This is a genomic window from Bartonella sp. ML70XJBT.G, assembly GCF_028618575.1.
Classification (GTDB): domain Bacteria; phylum Pseudomonadota; class Alphaproteobacteria; order Rhizobiales; family Rhizobiaceae; genus Bartonella.
The window spans coordinates 1-18,530 of record NZ_JAQITA010000011.1 but is presented as its reverse complement, the minus strand read 5'-3'; the positions used below and the strand labels follow the sequence as shown (position 1 = coordinate 18,530).

Below are 18,530 nucleotides of genomic sequence, written 5' to 3'. Positions count from 1 at the left end.
TTTTATCCCTCATAATAAAGGAGCGTATATGTTTATACAAACTGAAGCTACTCCCAATCCTGCAACATTGAAATTTTTGCCAGGTCGTGTGGTTCTTTCTGAGGGCGTATTAGAATTCCGTGATCGTGAAGAAGCCGCTAAAAATTCGCCTTTAGCTGCGAAACTGTTTAACATTCCCAATGTTAATGGTGTTTTTTTAGGCTATGATTTTATCACTGTGAGCAAAAAAGAGGGTGAATGGCAACATCTCAAACCGGTTATTTTAGGCACCATTATGGAGCATTTTCTCTCTGGTGACCCCGTTATCGCCAGCAACGCTGTAATAGGGGCAAAAGCCCACGCCCTTAACGAAGAATTTTATGATGAAAAAGACGCTGATATCGTCTTAACAATTAAAGAGCTCCTTGAAACGCGTGTTCGCCCAGCCGTTGCCAATGATGGTGGAGATATTACTTTTCGTGGCTTTGAAAACGGTATTGTTTACCTCAATATGCGCGGTGCCTGTGCTGGATGCCCCTCTTCAACTGCAACACTCAAACATGGTATTGAAAATCTTTTACGCCATTTTATTCCAGAGGTTTTAGGAGTTGAAGCCATGCCGCAATAAAAACCAGCTTTGATAAAGCACTGATAAAAACAAACAGGATAATAAAAACATTACTTCTTAGAACTCTCTTACAAAAACCAACTTGGCAAGCAAGAACATTACGCCCTCTCTCACCCTAAACACCATAGGTGCACTTTCTCGATAAGAGTTCTATCATGCAAATGATATCTCTACAGTAGCTTGATTTATAAAGATAATTCTTTCACATGGCATCGTATTGAATTAAAAGCCACGCATATCGCAAGTTTCTTACATTTCAAATCCTCTTGAGAAAAAAGCAATCAACCATGTGCTGACATGTCCATAAACTAGCTTGGTGTAAGGGTGAAAACTTTAAGAAAATAAGTAAAATACCTATAGATTGTCTCAGATGCTAAGAGCTTTTACAATCATTTTGAGTAGGTAGGCATTTTGAGTAGGTAGGCATTTTAAACTGGTAGCAAGAATGCAGATACCAGCATGATGCTCTGACAAAGAAAACCACCACAAAACATTGGAGTCTATTTTCTTAAAGTACGCCTTTTCTTTAAAAGATTTAAAAAGAATTGAACAGTTTTTGTTTTAAATCTCTAAATTCTGGTATCCGCTTTGACAGAGGCGCTTTAACAAAGGGAAAATGCTTTACAAATTCTACACTAAATTTTTTTCACGAATTCAGATTTTAAGCCAATCTGACCAATTCCAGGAATCTTACAATCGATATTATGATCTCCCTCCACGAGGCGAATGTTTTTCACCTTTGTACCACTTTTGAGAACGGATGCAGCACCTTTAACTTTCAGATCTTTGACCACCATAACGCTATCCCCATTTATCAAAATCTGACCATGAGCATCGTAAACGGCATCAGAAACAAGCTCTTCACTCTTTTGTGGCCACTCATGGGCACATTCAGGACAAACAAAATTGTCACCCTCTTCATAAGTATAAAGACCACTACAATGCGGACATGGAGGATATTGGTTCATAGTTGCCCTCTTTTCTTCAAGAAAAATCATTTCTTTGAGTGCTCATAGAGCAATCCGTATTCCTTGTCTATTGTCTCATAAAAAACAGCTCTCTTTTTCAATGCTATCTCCTCCTCTCGTAATAAGTAAGCACTTCATAGCACCGCTCTAAAGGGCGATATTTCATAGGCTCCACAGAAAAGCTCAGCACTTCGTATCACCCTATGCTTTAACAAAACACCCTATGCATAAACTTTATATGCCCTGCCTAAAGAATGGAATTTCACGACATAACTGGATAACAGACTAGTGTTCATAAACAAGCATTTCACGGCTTATCATAAAGAATTTTGATGTAATATACCACTCCCACTGAGCATACATAAGGGATGGTTCCTTGCTTTCTCTCAAGAGAACTTAAAATGTAAGAAACTTAAGATATGTGGAAAGAAAATTCAAATTGAAGTCATCATTATTTTCATGAATCAATGCACTTTAGAGATATCATTTGCATGAGAGAACTCTCCTTGAAAAGTTCTCCTATAGCATTTGTAGGGAAGAGAGGGCGTAGTGTTCTCGCTTATTGATTTGGTTTTTAGGAAAGATTTGAAGAAACTGATATTTTTGTTACCCTATTTGTTTGTATCAGTGTTTGGTCAAAGCTGGTTTTATTTCCGCATAGCTCTAACGCCTAAAACCTCTAGAATAAAATGGCGTAAAAATTTTCCAATACCATGTTTTAGCGCCATACGAGGCTTGCTCTTATCATCATAATGTCACAGGTGTGTGAGAAGGACAAAACAATCCGTTTGATTATTGTTCAAGAACGCTATTAAGCGCCCCGTAAGCGGCTTGACCATTAAACCCAAGGATTATGAATCCTCTCAACAAACGCAGTCCTGAGATCATGATTTTGGGGAACGAAGAGAACAATTTGAACAGCACACTGCTTGATTGCATGCAAAACACGCCATCACAAGGCTGTGTTCATTTTTATTGCCAATCTCCTGAAATTACTTTATGAGTTAAGAAATGTTTTGGTCGTGTACGCAGCGACCAATAGGTATTTGAAAGCCCGAAAGCTTAATACATAAAATAAACCCACTTTGTGGGTATCTCCCGGATTCCGGGAGCTTTTGCTATGTCCAGGTGCTGTTACAGCACTAAAAGCAAAAGGCTGATTAAGCTCAGTGCTTTCAAACTCCCGGAATACCAATGCGAGGGCGCTCGCAACCGGTGGGAGGGGAAATGCAAAGTAAAAATCCTCATAATGACAAATTCATTGATCAATTCGTTGGCAAAAAAATTCGCTTCAGACGAAACATGCTGAAAATGTCTCAAAAACACTTAGGGCAGTCTTTAGGAGTAAGCTTCCAGCAAATTCAAAAATATGAAAAAGGATTAAAACGTGTTGGAGCTGGGCAGTTAAAGGAAATTGCCGATATTTTAAATGTTCCCATTGCCTTTTTTTACGCTGATCTCTTCACACAACAACATACTCCCACCCATCATGATGAAGTCATCTCAAGCAGAGAAGAATATCTGCTGCTCAAAAGATTTCGCGTTCTCACCACGATAAAGCGCAGAACGATTTTACAGCTGCTCTCTGAACCAAATGAAAACTTTTAAAATCATGCGCGCGCCCCACAGGCTTTGTTCATCAGTAGTCATACGTCCGTTTTGGACAATCTTCTTATGAATGTTTTTTAATTGAATGAACAACACACTGCTTGATTGCATGCAAAACACGCCATCACAAGGCTGTGTTCATTTTTATTGCCAATCTCCTGAAATTACTTTATGAATTAAAGGATGTTTTGGTCGTATACGCAGCGACCAATAGGGAAGACAAGCCCGAAACCTCGATACATAGATTTGTCCCGCTTTGCGGGTATCCCGGGATTCCGGGAGATTTTGCTATGTCCAAGTGCTTACCAGCACTAAAAGCAAAATGCTGATTCGAGGTCAGTGCTTGTTACTCCCGGAATACCAACGCGAGGGCGCTCGCAACCGGTGGGAGGGGAAATGCAAAGTAAAAATCCTCATAACGACAAATTCATTGATCAATTCGTTGGCAAAAAAATTCGCTTCAGACGAAACATGCTGAAAATATCTCAAAAACAATTAGGACATGCTTTAGGAGTAAGCTTTCAGCAAATTCAAAAATATGAAAAAGGATTAAATCGTGTTGGAGCTGGGCGTTTAAAGGAAATTGCCGATATTTTAAATGTTCCTATTGCCTTTTTTTACGCTGATCTCTTCACACAACAACATACTCCCACCCATCATGATGAAGTCATCTCCAGCAGAGAAGAATATCTGCTACTCAAAAGATTTCGTGTTCTCACCTCGATGAAACGCAAAGCAATTTTACAGCTGCTCTCCGAGCCAAATGAAAACTTTTAACGTAACGCTCTAGAGTGTACATTGCCGCATGCTGTTGTTTTTCGCGTATTTTAATAAGCACATCCTCTACAAGGAATAAAACGCACCACGATCACCAATTTTTGAAAGCACGCAAATCAGCAAATCCACCGGTTGCGATGTTGCACTAAAGGTATCAGCATTATTTTCCAACACTTTGCTACGATCGCAGCTTCTTCACCGGCATTTATGGCAATTTAGCGTGCTGATGCTTGGAGAATACAGTAAATGCTATGAAGCTTCTTGATCGGGATTTTTTCCTTTAACAGTCAGCGCATTATTACACGCAACAACGCGACTCTACTATCAGCAACCATTATTTCAGTTGTGATCAGAAGGCTGGCAATTGAAGCAGCATTCCGCAGAGCAGAAAGCACAACTCCAGACCACCAATTGTCGCAGCAAGCAAAACAAATTTACCGATTATGAAATAGAGAAAAGCATAAAAAACGGGCCAATAGGCCCGTCTCTTTTTTTTCTTTAGGAAAGGAGATTAGAAATCCATTCCGCCCATTCCACCCATTCCGCCAGCTGGCATTGGAGGCATTGGGGTATCTTTCTTTGGCGTTTCAGCAACCATCGCTTCAGTTGTGATCAGAAGGCTTGCAATTGAAGCAGCATTCTGCAGAGCAGAACGCACAACCTTCACAGGATCAACAATTCCCAAAGCAATCAAATCACCAAATTCACCGGTTGCGGTGTTGTAACCAAAGGTATCAGCATTATTCTCCAACACTTTACCAACGATAATCGCTGCTTCTTCACCGGCATTGGTAGCAATTTGGCGTGCTGGTGCTTGAAGAGCACGACGGACGATATTAATACCAGCTTCTTGATCAGGATTGTTTCCTTTAACAGTCAGTGCATTTGCAGCACGCAACAGAGCGGTTCCACCACCAGCAACAATACCTTCTTCCACAGCAGCCCGTGTTGCATTCAAGGCATCATCAACGCGGTCTTTCTTTTCTTTCACTTCAACTTCTGTTGCACCACCAACGCGGATAACAGCGACACCACCAGCAAGCTTAGCAAGTCTTTCTTGCAATTTCTCACGGTCATAGTCAGAAGTTGTTTCTTCAATCTGAGCTTTGATCTGATGGACGCGTGCATTAATTTCAGCCTTTTGTCCAGCACCATCAATAATCGTGGTATTTTCTTTAGAAATATTCACTTTCTTCGCACGACCAAGCATATCCAAAGTGACATTTTCAAGCTTAATACCTACATCTTCAGAAATAACCTGACCAGATGTCAAGATTGCGATATCTTCAAGCATCGCTTTACGACGATCACCAAATCCTGGTGCTTTCACCGCAGCAATTTTCAAACCACCGCGCAACTTGTTGACAACGAGTGTTGCCAAAGCTTCACCTTCCACATCTTCAGCGATAATAAGAAGTGGTTTGCCAGACTGCACAACAGCTTCAAGCACAGGAAGAAGAGATTGCAGATTAGACAATTTCTTTTCGTGAATAAGAATGTAAGGATCATCCAAATCCGCCACCATTTTTTCAGCATTGGTGACAAAGTAAGGAGAAAGATATCCACGATCAAACTGCATACCTTCAACGACTTCTAATTCTGTTTCAGCCGTTTTTGCTTCTTCCACGGTAATGACACCTTCATTGCCAACTTTTTCCATGGCATCAGCAATCATTTTGCCGATTTCAGCAGCACCATTTGCGGAAATTGTTCCCACTTGTGCGATTTCTGCGGAAGTTTGGATTTTCTTCGCTTTTTTGAAGAGATTTGCCACCACTTCATCCACAGCAGCATCAATTCCGCGCTTAAGATCCATTGGGTTCATGCCCGCAGCAACGGCTTTTACACCTTCTTGTACGATAGCTTGCCCCAAAACCGTTGCCGTTGTTGTTCCATCCCCAGCAATATCATTGGTTTTAGAAGCAACTTCACGCAACATTTGCGCACCCATATTTTCAAACTTATCTTCTAGTTCGATTTCCTTTGCCACGGATACACCATCTTTTGTGATGCGGGGTGCACCAAATGATTTATCGATCACCACATTGCGCCCTTTAGGGCCAAGGGTTACCTTTACAGCGTTAGCAAGGATATCAACACCGCGCAACAAACGCTCCCGCGCTTCACGGCCAAATTTGACTTCTTTAGCAGCCATTTAATTTCTCCTTGGAGTTATCTCAAATAATATAAAATGGAAGAATTGAAAGGCTTAAAACTAGCCCAAAATTCCCATAATGTCGGATTCTTTCATGATTAAGAGGTCTTCCCCATTAATCTTTACTTCAGTTCCAGACCATTTTCCAAACAGGATACGGTCACCTGTTTTTACTTCTAAAGGCACGCGCTTTCCATTATCATCGAGAGCACCATTGCCAATAGCAATAACTTCACCTTCTTGAGGTTTTTCTTTTGCTGTATCAGGAATGATAATCCCACCAGCAGTCTTATTTTCAGATTCAACCCGACGGACAACGACACGATCGTGAAGCGGGCGGAATTGTATATTAGCCATGTTTAAAATCCTTAAAACTTAATATAATTGCATTAATCTTAAGTCCTTGCTAGCACTCTCAAAGTATGAGTGCTAACACTACCCAAGATATAAAATTGCCTCTTCTCAATGTCAAGGATTCTTCTGAAAAATAATTTACCTTAAAAAGACTTTGACGTCTTGCCTCTTTTTCCTATTTTGCATTATCTAGCTTTTTATTAATTTGCCAACATAAAAGGATCTTATCATGAGTGAAACACGTCAGGAAACGGATAGCTTGGGGACGATTTCGGTACGTCAAGACCGTTATTGGGGAGCACAGACTGAACGCTCGCTGCATAATTTTAATATTGGCAGTGAAAAACAGCCACTCACTATCATTTATGCCTTAAGCCTTGTCAAAAAAGCCGCAGCCCTTGTGAATATGGAAAAAGGGAAACTTCCGCAAAACATTGGCAAAGCTATCATTACTGCTGCTGACGAAGTGCTCGCCGGTGCATTTGATACACATTTTCCGCTCTCTGTTTGGCAAACGGGTTCTGGTACGCAGAGCAATATGAATGTCAATGAGGTGATTGCCAACTATGCTAGCATGCTTTTGGGAGGAAAACTAGGGAGCAAAAGTCCTGTTCACCCCAATGATCATGTCAATATGAGCCAATCCTCAAACGATTCCTTTCCCACAGCACTTCACATTGCCACCACACTGCAAACACGCCAACACTTATTTCCCATTCTTGAAGCCCTTATTACCACTTTAAAGAAAAAAGAAGAAGAATTTGCCGATATCATTAAAATCGGGCGTACCCATACTCAAGATGCAACACCCTTAACTTTAGCACAAGAATTTTCAGGCTACCGCGCCGCACTCGAAGCTAATCGCCAGCGTATTGAAACAGCTCTTGCCGATGTCCAGATGCTTGCCCAAGGTGGAACCGCTGTCGGGACAGGGCTCAATGCACCACAGGGTTTTGATGTTGCTTTTGCGCAAACAATGAGTACCCTTACAGGGGTTGCCTTTAAAACCGCCAGCAATAAATTTGAGGCGCTTGCCCATCATGGAGCCCTTGCCCATTTCCATGGTAGTCTCAATGCTCTTGCTGCTGATCTGTTTAAGATCGCCAACGATATCCGCTTTTTGGGATCAGGTCCACGTTCAGGTTTGGGCGAATTAAGCCTCCCTGAAAATGAACCAGGCTCTTCTATCATGCCCGGCAAAGTCAACCCCACCCAATGTGAAGCAATGACCATGGTTGCAACCCAAGTATTTGGGAATCATACCACTGTAACATTTGCTGCCAGCCAAGGGCATTTTGAACTCAATGTTTATAAACCTGTCATTGGCTATAATGTTTTGCAATCAATTACGCTCCTTGGAGATTGCATGCGCTCTTTTGATCTCCATTGTGTCCAAGGATTACGTGCTAATCGGGTTCATATTCACACTCTCATGGAGCGCTCTTTGATGCTGGTGACAGCACTTGCCCCAGAAATTGGTTATGAGAAAGCGGCCGAAATTGCCAAAGCAGCGCATAAAAATGATACAACTTTGCGTACTGAAGCACTCAAAGCAGGTGTTTCTGCAGAGGATTATGATCGGCTGGTTGATCCCAAAAAGATGATTGCTCCAAAGTAAACAGCCGGATATGAATTTTTTTGAAACAAATTTTTTAACTATCGGGCTGTTCGCGGTCCGATAGTCATTGTATCATTAACAGTCTACCTACACCTTCAAAAATCTTAACACCTCTGGGACAAGTAAAAGATTTTCTCAACCCTAGCATATTTGTAAAGAGAGCCTCTTACACCCCACAAAGCCATAACAGGTTCTTCCCAACTGTTTTTCATGAACATATTGATAGCTCACCATTTTAGATGCCGAATAAAGGCTTCGAAAACCAAATTTTCTTATTTCGAACTCTCACATACCATACGCTTCTTTCATCTCATCCCCTTTATAGTGAAGCAGATAAAACTTTTTACGCGCACGTCCATAAACAGGATTGATATATAGATAAAAACTCTTGAAGTATAAGCAGGAAACAAACAGTAAAAATACCTCTTATAAATACAATAGCTCTCACGACATTGAGGTAACAGTGTGCTTCTTCATAAGCGTGAAGATGATGGTATGACTTTACCATTATAGAGTTTATGAGCAGCATTGCAAAATGAACTTGAGAGCAACAAGAGATAGCTTTAGCAAATATGTTCACGAACAATACGATAATATTTTGTAGCGTTCTGTTTTGCAGAATGTTGTTTCAATTGCCAGCCTTCTGATCACAACTGAAATAATGGTTGCTGATAGTAGAGCCGCGTTGTTGCGTGTAGTAAATGCGCTGACTGTTAAAGGAAACAATCCTAACCAGAAGCTTCATATCATTTACTGTATTCTCCAAGCATCAGCACGTCAAATTGCAAGCAACTCCGGTGAAGAAGCAGCGATTATCGTTGGCAAAGTGTTGGAAAATAATGCTGATACCTTTGGTTACAACACTGCAACCGGTGAATTTAGTGATTTGATTGCTTTTAAGAATTATTGATTTAAGATTGTGCATTTTATTCCTTGTGGAGGATGTGCTTATTAAAATACGCGAAAAATAACGGCATAAAGCATTGAGGCAATATGACCCTAGTACATAATTTAAAAGTTTTCACTTGGCTCAGAGAGAAGTTGTAAAATCGCTCTGCGTTTTATCGAGGTGAGAACGCGAAATCTTTTGAGCAGCAGATATTCTTCTCTGCTTGAGATGACTTCATCATGATGGGTGGGAGTATGTTGTTGTGTGAAGAGATCAGCGTAAAAAAAGGCAATGGGAACATTTAAGATATCAGCAATTTCCTTTAAACGCCCAGCTCCAACACGATTTAATCCTGTTTCATATTTTTGAATTTGCTGGAAGCTTACTCCTAACGACTGTCCTAATTGTTTTTGAGACATTTTCAGCATGTTTCGTCTGAAGCGAATTTTTTTGCCAACGAATTGATCAATGAATTTGTCGTTATGAGGATTTTTACCTTGCATTTCCCCTCCCACCGGTTGCGAGCGCCCTCGCGTTGGTATTCCGGGAGTCTGAAAGTACTGAGCTCTAGTCAGCTTTTTTGCTTTTAGTGCCTAAAACACCTGGACATAGCAAAAACTCCCGGAATCCCGGGATACCCACATCAGTGGGTCTATTTACACGCTAGAGCTTGGGGCTTTCAGTTCCCTCTTGATCGCCGCGTATGCGATCAAAGCATCTCTCAATTTATAAAGTAATTTCAGGAAATTTACAATAAAAATGAACACAGCTTTTCTTTAGATAAAAGGCGGCATGCTATTCATTCAATCAGCATTTAAAGGGATGCTTTTTTAATACGCTGGATGCTGATAAACAAAGCCTGTGGGGGGCGCATGATTTTAAAAGCTTTCATTTGGTTCAGAAAGTAATTGTAAAATCGCTCTGCGTTTTATCGAGGTGAGAACGCGAAATCTTTTGAGCAGCAGATATTCTTCTCTGCTTGAGATGACTTCATCATGATGGGTGGGAGTGTGTTGTTTTGTGAAGAGATCGGCGTAAAAAAAGGCAATGGGAACATTTAAGATATCGGCAATTTCCTTTAACGCCCAGCTCCAACACGATTTAATCCTGTTTCATATTTTTGAATTTGCTGGAAGCTTACTCCTAAAGACTGTTCTAATTGTTTTTGAGACATTTTCAGCATGTTTCGTCTGAAGCGAATTTTTTGCCAATGAATTTGTCAATGAAAATATCGTTATGAGGATTTCTGGTCTGCATTTTTCCTCCGCCGGTTGCGAGTACCCTCGCATTGGTATTCCGAAAGCTTGAAAATGCTGAACCCTAGTCAGCATTCTGCGTTTAGTGCTGGGAAGCACTTGGACAGTGCAAAATCTCTCGGAATTCTGGGATACCCACAAAGTGGGTTTATTTCACGCTCAGATTTCGGATTTTCAAGACTCTCTTGGTCGCTGCGCATATGATCATTTTTGTCAGCAGCATTTCGCCTTTGCAATCAAATCATGCTTCAGCTTGAAAGAATACGATCTTCTCAAAAATAAGGCGAGCTCTTTTAAGAAAACAAATAAACTCCCCCTCCCCAAAGACATCAAAGTATCTTTAAAAGCAATCCAGCTCTCTCATGTGATAATATCAGGATGCTTGCGCCCCAATTTCTGCTCTATGTTCAACCATTCCAGTGCTGCCCTTTGTATAGGGTGGAGCACTTTTTGCGGATCTTGATGATGTTTACAAGGATCCCCCTCAAATTGTTCAAAATAAAGCCGTAAAGTAGCACCCAACGTTCCTGTCCCCGATAAGCGGACCACAAGCCGTGCGCCATTCTCAAAAAAAACACGTATACCCTGCTTGGTACTCACACTCTGATCAACGGGATCATAATAGGTAAAATCGTCTGCTTTTTCCACCCGCAACCCAGCAATTTCCGCTCTCACTTGTGGTAAATCCGCACGCAATTGCTCTATAAGCGCTTCTGCTTTATCACTCTCCACGCTCTCATAATCATAACGTAACGTGTAAAAACGCCCATAGTTTTTCCAATACTGCTGCACAATCTCTGCAACAGATTTTCCTGTGAGAGCTAAAAGATTTAACCAAAATAATACAGCCCACAAACCATCCTTTTCGCGAATATGGTAAGAACCGGTTCCAAAACTTTCTTCACCACAAAAAGTCACCTTTCCCGCATCCAAAAGCGATCCAAAAAATTTCCACCCCGTTGGTGTTTCAAAACAATTTAATCCTCTTTTTTTAGCAACCAAATCAACAGCACGCGTTGTTGGCATAGAACGCGCAATCCCCACAATACCTTGGCGATAACCTTTAATCAGATGGGCATGCTCAACCATAATAGCCAAGGAATCAGAAGGCGTGACAAATTGCCCACGCCCAATAATAAGATTACGATCTCCATCCCCATCCGATGCTGCCCCCATATCAGGTGCTTGATCAGACATCAATAAATCATAAAGATCTTTAGCATAAACCAAATTAGGATCTGGATGCCCCCCTCCAAAATCTGGTAAAGGAATGCCATTGACCACCGTTCCTTCAGGAAATCCTAAACATTTTTCAAAAATTGCATGAGCATAAGGCCCTGTGACCGCATGCATGGCATCAAATCGCAAACTAAGCCCTCTCTCCACAGCTTGAGCAATGCAATCAAAGTCAAAAATCTCCTGCATCAAAGCAACATAATCCGCTACAGGGTCAATGATATCAATCCGCATAGATCCTAGAAAAGTTGTACCTTCTCTCTCTAAATCAACATCTGCAGCCTCAAAAATTTTATAACAAGAAAGTTGTTGTGAGGCTGAAAAAATAGCTTCACATAGAGCTTCGGGAGCAGGTCCACCATTAGCAATATTATATTTGATACCACAATCGCCCTCTTTTCCCCCAGGATTATGACTTGCGGAAAGAATAAATCCCCCATAAGCATGGGTTTTACGAATAAGATGTGAAACCGCCGGTGTGGAAAGAATGCCCCCTCTTCCCACCTTCACACAAGCAACACCATGAGCCGCCGCCATTTTCAAGACCGTTTGTAAAAGAGTGTGGTTGAAATAGCGCCCATCGCCTCCAAGAATAAGCAGTTTTCCTTCAACAGAGCCAATAGCGTTAAAAACAGACTGTATAAAATTTTCCACATAATGGGGCTGTTGAAAAACCGACACTTTCTTGCGTAAACCAGACGTTCCCAGTCTTTGATCTGGAAAAGCCATGGTTAAAACTGTCGTTATCATCACAAAAACGCCTTTAAAATATTTTCTTTAATTTTAAAGTGAATATCGGTCAAAGTCGATCGTTAATTCTACTTGACGAGGTAACGAAATACTTGCACACTTAAACGGAAAAGCAAGGATTATTTAAGGCGCCCTCTTAAAGAGTCGTTAAATACCAAGACTGCTGAAAACATAAATTTCATAAAGAAGACAGGAGCATAGTTATGATGAAAAGAACAGTTCCCAACACCACCTTCCATACGCGTGTGCGTGATGAATCGGTTGATGGAGATAATCCTTATCGCTGGCAAGACGTAAACAGCGATGCATATTTTAAAGGAAAACGGGTCATTCTTTTTTCTCTTCCTGGAGCCTTTACTCCCACTTGCTCAACCTTTCAGCTTCCTGATTTTGAAAAACTCTATGATGAATTTAAAAAAGTTGGCATTGATGAAATTTATTGCCTTTCCGTCAATGATGCTTTTGTCATGAATGCTTGGGGCAAAGCGCAAGGTATCAAAAATGTCAAATTAATTCCTGATGGCTCTGGTGAATTCACCCGCAAAATGGGTATGCTGGTTGCAAAAGACAATATTGGTTTTGGCATGCGCTCATGGCGTTATGCTGCTGTGATTAATGATGGTGTCGTTGAACAATGGTTTGAAGAACCAGGTTTTGCAGACAATTGTACAACAGACCCCTACGAAATTTCTTCACCACAAAATATTTTAAAAACCTTGAAAAGTTAATTTGAAGACTAATTATACAGTTATCAAATGCAAACTTTCTAGCATAAACTCCTTCTTAGGAAGGAGTTTATGTTTTTTGTGTTTTATGAATGATAAATTGAAAAATTTGTCATCCCTCATATTTGCAACACCTGCGCCTGAAACGATTGACGAGAAGCATTTTACGCCTTTCCTCTATAATTTTATCCACACGCTCATTCCGCTTGTAACGTGCAAATGGTTTTGATGGACGCAACAGGGAAGAAACTGACAATATTGAGGGTATGATTCAATATGAATAACGATAAATCATCATTATAAATGAAGATATGATCCAATATGTACGTGCAAGAATTGGCATTGATGAAATTTATTGCCCTTCCGTCACGATGCTTTTATCATGAATGCTTGGAGCAAAGCGCAAGGTATCAAAAACATCAAATTAATTCCTGATGGTTTGGTAAATTCACCCGCAAAATGGGTATGCTGGTTGCAAAAGACAATATTGGTTTTGGCATGCGCTCATGGCGTTATGCCGCTGTAATTAATGATGGTGTCGTTGAACAATGGTTTGAAGAACCAGGTTTTGCAGACAATTGCACAATAGATCCTTACGAAATTTCTTCACCACAAAATGTTTTAAAAACCTTGAAAAATTAATTTGAAGACTAATTATACAGTTATCAAATGCAAACTTTCTAGCATAAACTCCTTCCTCAGAAGGAGTTTATGTTTTTTGTGTTTTATGAATGATAAATTGAAAAATTTGTCATACCTCATATTTGCAATACCTGCACCTGAAACGATTGACGAGAAGCATTTTACGCCTTTCCTCTATGATTTTTCGCACACGCTCATTCCGCTTGTAACGTGCAAATGGTTTTGATGGACGCAATAGGGAAGAAACTGACAATATTGGGGGATTATTATAAATGAAAATATGGTCCAATATTACATAACAAGAATATGCGACCAACGCATCTCAGCCTCCATCAACACCCTTAACAAATTTTTCTCCCCCCTCAAAAAACATACTCCCCTCAACCATAGCCCTATAATAAAGCAATATATACTCCCTCGCAAAAGGATCAATTTTGCTGCGGTAAAGAATAACCATATACTTTAAACTGTCTCTTTAAAGACACTGGCCCTCAAAATGAAGATTCTTTGAAAAGAACGACCGCTAAAGCAGTCGTTTATTTGGGTGTTCTACAGTAAACAATGTATTCTCTTCTTCCTCTTCAGAGAACTCAAAATCTTCATCACCTTCAGGAAGTCCAAAGATATCTGGATTTATGAAATAGCACCCTTCTTTTATCCCCTTGGCAATAATTTTGTAACGTTCTAATTCGTTGAGACCTTTTTTAAAACTTTCAAAACTAAGATAGTGCGATTCTTGCGTTGAAAAATCGCAATCCAAAAATTCATCAAGAACATCATGATCTAATGTAACCTGATCAAACCATAAATCCATCTCATCTTCCTCTGATATTTTCGCCACTTGCCACAACATAACAAAAAAACTCTTTAATCCAACAAATGAGAGCCCACCAATCATCCTCCGGCTCTCAGGCGCTCCCGAAAAGGTAATTTGCGGAAGATCTTCAAAGCCAAAATGTGAGGGAGGAAGCTTAAATGATTTGCCAATATCCTCAGGCCTTTTAAGAATAAAAGGATTTCTTTCATAAAGCACAGTAAAATCATATTGAACCATTGTATTTCTCCACTAAGCAATTCATTTTGTAAAAAAATAAATATTATCAATTAGTTACTATTATAGCAGCTTCCAATTGATGCAATATTTTGCTGTCAAAAATTGTTCGATTTAAGTTTTTTCATTGTTTTGTGAAACACGAACAAATCTTTGAGAGAAAATGCTCTCGGTCTCTCCCATAATCCGCACATGCTAAATTCTGTATAGTGCACAAGAAAACCAAAGAATTTTATACAAGCAGGTGAGAAAACAAATGTTTAAACCAAGATGAATGACACCTTCCCTTTACTAAAGGGAATGATACAAGTGAGATGACTTTCCCGCATGTTTTGTTCACGAAAATGCCCTCATCATCCCTTCGAAAGGGCTGGTGATAGTACATAAAACGCCTTTACCCCTAAAAAACATTTCTTGTTTATCCAGCACAAGCCAAAAAAAGCACTACAACTTATGCCCTTGTGCATAAGCACATTCAAATGTGCAAAGTACAAATCCTTAAAAGAGAATGACAAAAATCCAGCCGAATGTTTTTTTAAACTTTTACCGCCTTTGGGCAGCCAAAATATCCTGTACGGTTTGGACCAATTGCTCTTCATCAACCATCACTTGCGCTGGTCTGCTTTCACGCCATGTTTGATTATCTTTGATTTCATGGGATAACCGCGCCCCTTCAATCAAATCCTTGATCTGTATTTTTCCACTCTCGCGCTCTTGTGAACCTTGGATAACCACACAAGGTGCTTGGCGGCGATCAGCATATTTCATCTGCGCCTTCATCCCTGCTGCCCCCAAATAGAGTTCAGTACAAATTCCAGCATTACGCAATTGCATGACCATTTTTTGATAACGCGCAACCATTTCTGGTTCTTTATCCATCATCAGCACCACAACAGGCCCCGTCTTTTCTTTGACAGGCAATTTGCCAAGATTCTGCAAAGCAGCGATTAAGCGTGAAATACCAATAGAAAAACCTGTTGCTGGAATATTTTCCCCACGAAAGCGCGCCACCAAGCCATCATAGCGCCCCCCACCACCAACGGAACCAAAAACAACTTTTTGTCCATCATCATTGAGAACATCAAAAAGCAAAGCAGCCTCAAAAACAGGTCCCGTATAATATTCCAACCCCCGCACCACCGAGGGGTCAATTTTGATGCGGTTTTGAGCATCATTTGCAGCAAAGATTTCCTGCATCTCCTCAAGCTCACGCACCCCTTCAAGCCCTTGCTCACTCTGATCAACAACTTGTCTAAGAGCATCAAGCGTTTCCTCTGCCGTTTCAGCTTCTACGGTGAGTAAAGAAAGAATACGATCTATCTCTTTATCTTTAAGCTGTGCACCTTTTGTAAAATCACCACTTTCATCCAAACGCCCTTTGCCCAACAGCAAACGCACCCCTTCAAGACCAAACTTATCCAGTTTATCCATTGCACGAAGAACACTTAAGCGCTTTTCAACTTGATCATCCCCCTGCAAACCAATCAACTCTAAGACCCCCTCGAGAATTTTTCGGTTGTTGAGCCGAATAGCATAGTCATCATGCTGAAAGCCCAATTTTTCCAAACTATCAGCTGCCATCATACAAATTTCGGCATCCGCAGCAACGGTTGGTGTACCAACAATATCAGCATCAAACTGCATAAATTGCCGAAATCGCCCTGGTCCAGGTTTTTCATTGCGGAACACAAAGCCCAAGCGATAACTGCGATAAGGTTTTGGCAAAGTTTCAAAATTCTCTGCAAAATAACGAGCAAGAGGTGCGGTGAGATCATAACGCAAAGACATCCATTGCTCATCATCATCTTGCAGCGAAAAAACCCCTGCATTTGGACGATCTGCATCAGGTAAAAACTTTCCCAACACATCCGTATATTCAAAAATCGGTGTTTCCAGCGCTTCAAAACCATAAAGTTCATAAACTTCACGAATCTGAGCAATCATGGTCTCCGTTGCATATAATTGTGCACTCGTGCGATCCACAAAACCACGAGGTAAACGTGCTTTGGTTTTTTCCGGTAATGATGACATAGGATTCTCTAACAACAATTTGTCTTTACAGATATTATGTGTCTTATCTTATAGCAATAAACCCTGCAATAGCTTTCTCAATGATAAGCCTCATAGACACCAGTGTAACACACACCAACCTTTGCTTTACAAAGGAAATGTCAATTGCCTTGAGATAATCGGCTCTACAAAAATTTGTAGCATGAAGCTATGAACGACACCTTTATTCTCTCTGCCCTCCAAGATCGTCACCGCGCCCTTGTCTTGAGTCGATTCATAACAAGCCTTTTTATTCCTTATCTTCAAGTATTTTTATTGCAAAACTTGTGCATACAAGAGACATGATTTTTCTTCATTCATCATGGGATGAGATTTGAAATGAAAGAATCTTGGGACATTTTGAATTCTCTTTCAATATGCAAAAACAGAAATGATCTCATTATGCCGTAAAACAGCGTTGTTTAGGATAGCGATACAAGATATTATAAGGTTTACATATTGAGTATTAAATGAGAGAAACAAGGCGTGAGGCAATAAGTAATCTCTATTATCTAACAACGCTTTCCCTCTTCCAAAGCCCGTCTTTTGCATGTATATCCCTCTCCCAGCCTAAAAAAAGGAAAACAAGGATTGATTTTAGCAAAACAGAAGCTTTCTCCTCGAAAAAGTCTTCTTTTATGAGGATTCTCCAATTTTTTGTCTATGCAAAAATCTTTAAAACATAAGCGTATTTTTAGCCTGCTCGGCAAAATCATGAATGTGCATTTTTAAATCAACACTCTTTGGACCAGCATCGGTAATGGCTCTTGAAATAGAAGGAATAATATTCTGCCATAGCTTTTGAGGAAACTGATTTGTCAGTTGTGTGATCGTCCCTCCCTGAGCACCAATACCTGGAACAAGAAACAAGCAATTTTTTAATTGTTCGATTGTCTCTTTTGCTTCACTGCCCAGAGTTGCTCCCACAACCGCGCCAATAGGACCAACAGCATGATTTTTTCCCAAAGACTGGCTATTATAGTCACAAATGCGCTGTGCCAAATGAACAGAGACTGTTTGATCACCAATGCGGGCATTACGAATATCCTTACCTTCTGGATTTGAGGATTGCACAACCACAAAAACTGTTGTTGCTGTTTCTTCTGCAATTTTTATCATCGGAATAAGAGCATCAAAACCAAGAAAAGCATTGGCGGTTATGGCATCTGCTTTAAAAGCACTGTTTGAACCAAGCCAAGCTTGACCATATGCTTCAACGGTAGAACCAATATCCCCTCTTTTTGCATCAGCGATCACCAATAAACCTTGTTCCCGTGCATTTTCTATAAGCTCTTTCAGAACTCGAAGACCTTCCACACCATACAATTCAAAAAATGCCACTTGCGGCTTTATAATACCCGCATTGCCCACAACCGCTGTTAAAAGGATATCACAATAATCTCTAAGTCCCCTATCATCAGGGCTCAAACTCCATGATTGCAAAACTTTATGGCTCGGGTCAAAACCAACACAAAGCGGTCCATAGATTTCACGATTTTTAAAAAAACGGGAACAAAACATTCTTACAAAGCCTCTGTTTAAATTTTCTGATACAAAAAAGAAGAAACATATTGATCAAAACGACTGGTAACACGCTTTTCAGCAAAAAGAAAATATTTTCAAATTTCATGACAGGATGTAAACAAACAAGTATTATAGAGCACTTTATAAACAAACCTCGTGGGATAAAATATTCATTCTGCAGTTCTTTCTTTGAGGATATTTCTCTCACCAATCAGCAAAATCCCTATAAACAAGCTCTCGTTTGGAAATCGCCCAAAAACACTTTTCACCATCTGAAGATGGATTATCACAGCATCTTAAAGCACAACAGTCTCAGCACAA

The 18,530-nt window shown here is 40.3% G+C and carries 13 protein-coding genes and 4 pseudogenes; 7 read left to right on the top strand and 10 right to left on the bottom strand.

Annotated elements, in window-relative coordinates:
* Window positions 1-28: 28 nt before the first annotated feature.
* The gene (locus PVV64_RS06205; RefSeq protein WP_273721007.1) at window positions 29-607 is read left to right on the top strand and encodes a NifU family protein; all 579 of its coding nucleotides are present in this window, start codon (window positions 29-31) and stop codon (window positions 605-607) included.
* Window positions 608-1,242: 635 nt separating this feature from the next.
* Here PVV64_RS06205 and PVV64_RS06200 read toward each other — a convergent pair.
* Window positions 1,243-1,575, bottom strand: coding sequence for a zinc ribbon domain-containing protein YjdM (locus PVV64_RS06200; RefSeq protein WP_273760257.1), 333 nt, complete (start codon window positions 1,573-1,575; stop codon window positions 1,243-1,245).
* A 1,194-nt stretch (window positions 1,576-2,769) separates the two neighbouring features.
* On the opposite strand from PVV64_RS06200, the gene PVV64_RS06195 reads away from it, so the two are divergent.
* Both PVV64_RS06195 and PVV64_RS06190 read left to right on the top strand, forming a co-directional pair.
* Window positions 2,770-3,183, top strand: coding sequence for a helix-turn-helix domain-containing protein (locus PVV64_RS06195; protein ID WP_273760256.1), 414 nt, complete (start codon window positions 2,770-2,772; stop codon window positions 3,181-3,183).
* A 396-nt stretch (window positions 3,184-3,579) separates the two neighbouring features.
* Complete coding sequence (locus tag PVV64_RS06190) at window positions 3,580-3,960, top strand: helix-turn-helix domain-containing protein (protein WP_273760255.1); 381 nt, start codon at window positions 3,580-3,582, stop codon at window positions 3,958-3,960.
* Window positions 3,961-4,066: 106 nt separating this feature from the next.
* Here the strand turns inward: PVV64_RS06190 and groEL (PVV64_RS10515) are convergent.
* The 3 genes and pseudogenes from groEL (PVV64_RS10515) to groES all read right to left on the bottom strand — a co-directional run.
* A pseudogene (gene groEL / locus PVV64_RS10515) lies at window positions 4,067-4,301 on the bottom strand (chaperonin GroEL); the annotation flags it as partial.
* 170 nt (window positions 4,302-4,471) lie between these two features.
* The gene (gene groL, locus PVV64_RS06185; protein ID WP_273760254.1) at window positions 4,472-6,115 is read right to left on the bottom strand and encodes a chaperonin GroEL; all 1,644 of its coding nucleotides are present in this window, start codon (window positions 6,113-6,115) and stop codon (window positions 4,472-4,474) included.
* Between the two features lie 60 nt (window positions 6,116-6,175).
* A complete protein-coding gene (gene groES, locus PVV64_RS06180) occupies window positions 6,176-6,472 on the bottom strand; it encodes a co-chaperone GroES (RefSeq protein ID WP_005864441.1) in 297 nt (98 codons plus the stop codon).
* 226 nt (window positions 6,473-6,698) lie between these two features.
* On the opposite strand from groES, the gene fumC reads away from it, so the two are divergent.
* Both fumC and groEL (PVV64_RS06170) read left to right on the top strand, forming a co-directional pair.
* The gene (gene fumC / locus PVV64_RS06175; protein ID WP_273760253.1) at window positions 6,699-8,087 is read left to right on the top strand and encodes a class II fumarate hydratase; all 1,389 of its coding nucleotides are present in this window, start codon (window positions 6,699-6,701) and stop codon (window positions 8,085-8,087) included.
* Between the two features lie 655 nt (window positions 8,088-8,742).
* Window positions 8,743-8,982 (top strand): annotated as a pseudogene (gene groEL / locus PVV64_RS06170) (chaperonin GroEL); the annotation flags it as partial.
* 116 nt (window positions 8,983-9,098) lie between these two features.
* Here groEL (PVV64_RS06170) and PVV64_RS06165 read toward each other — a convergent pair.
* The 3 genes and pseudogenes from PVV64_RS06165 to PVV64_RS06155 all read right to left on the bottom strand — a co-directional run bounded on the left by PVV64_RS06165 (window position 9,099) and on the right by PVV64_RS06155 (window position 12,221).
* Window positions 9,099-9,479 (bottom strand): helix-turn-helix domain-containing protein, encoded by a 381-nt coding sequence (locus PVV64_RS06165; protein ID WP_273760251.1) that lies wholly within the window; start codon window positions 9,477-9,479, stop codon window positions 9,099-9,101.
* A 375-nt stretch (window positions 9,480-9,854) separates the two neighbouring features.
* Window positions 9,855-10,233: pseudogene (locus PVV64_RS06160) on the bottom strand (helix-turn-helix domain-containing protein).
* A 359-nt stretch (window positions 10,234-10,592) separates the two neighbouring features.
* Window positions 10,593-12,221, bottom strand: coding sequence for an alpha-D-glucose phosphate-specific phosphoglucomutase (locus PVV64_RS06155; protein ID WP_273760250.1), 1,629 nt, complete (start codon window positions 12,219-12,221; stop codon window positions 10,593-10,595).
* A gap of 200 nt (window positions 12,222-12,421) precedes the next feature.
* Here PVV64_RS06155 and PVV64_RS06150 point away from each other — a divergent pair, with 200 nt between their 5' ends.
* Window positions 12,422-12,946, top strand: a complete 525-nt coding sequence (locus PVV64_RS06150) for a peroxiredoxin (RefSeq protein ID WP_273760249.1) — start codon at window positions 12,422-12,424, stop codon at window positions 12,944-12,946.
* A gap of 335 nt (window positions 12,947-13,281) precedes the next feature.
* Window positions 13,282-13,585 (top strand): annotated as a pseudogene (locus PVV64_RS06145) (redoxin family protein); the annotation flags it as partial.
* Window positions 13,586-14,108: 523 nt separating this feature from the next.
* On the opposite strand, the gene PVV64_RS06140 reads toward PVV64_RS06145, so the two are convergent.
* From PVV64_RS06140 to pyrF, 3 genes are all read right to left on the bottom strand, one after another.
* The gene (locus PVV64_RS06140) at window positions 14,109-14,639 is read right to left on the bottom strand and encodes a replication protein (protein ID WP_273760248.1); all 531 of its coding nucleotides are present in this window, start codon (window positions 14,637-14,639) and stop codon (window positions 14,109-14,111) included.
* Between the two features lie 540 nt (window positions 14,640-15,179).
* Window positions 15,180-16,667: a histidine--tRNA ligase gene (gene hisS, locus PVV64_RS06135; RefSeq protein ID WP_273760247.1), complete on the bottom strand. Its 1,488-nt coding sequence runs from the start codon at window positions 16,665-16,667 to the stop codon at window positions 15,180-15,182.
* Between the two features lie 693 nt (window positions 16,668-17,360).
* Window positions 17,361-18,206 carry an orotidine-5'-phosphate decarboxylase gene (gene pyrF / locus PVV64_RS06130; RefSeq protein ID WP_273760246.1) on the bottom strand — a complete coding sequence of 282 codons (846 nt, stop codon included), beginning with the start codon at window positions 18,204-18,206 and terminating at the stop codon, window positions 17,361-17,363.
* Between the last annotated feature and the right edge of the window lie 324 nt (window positions 18,207-18,530).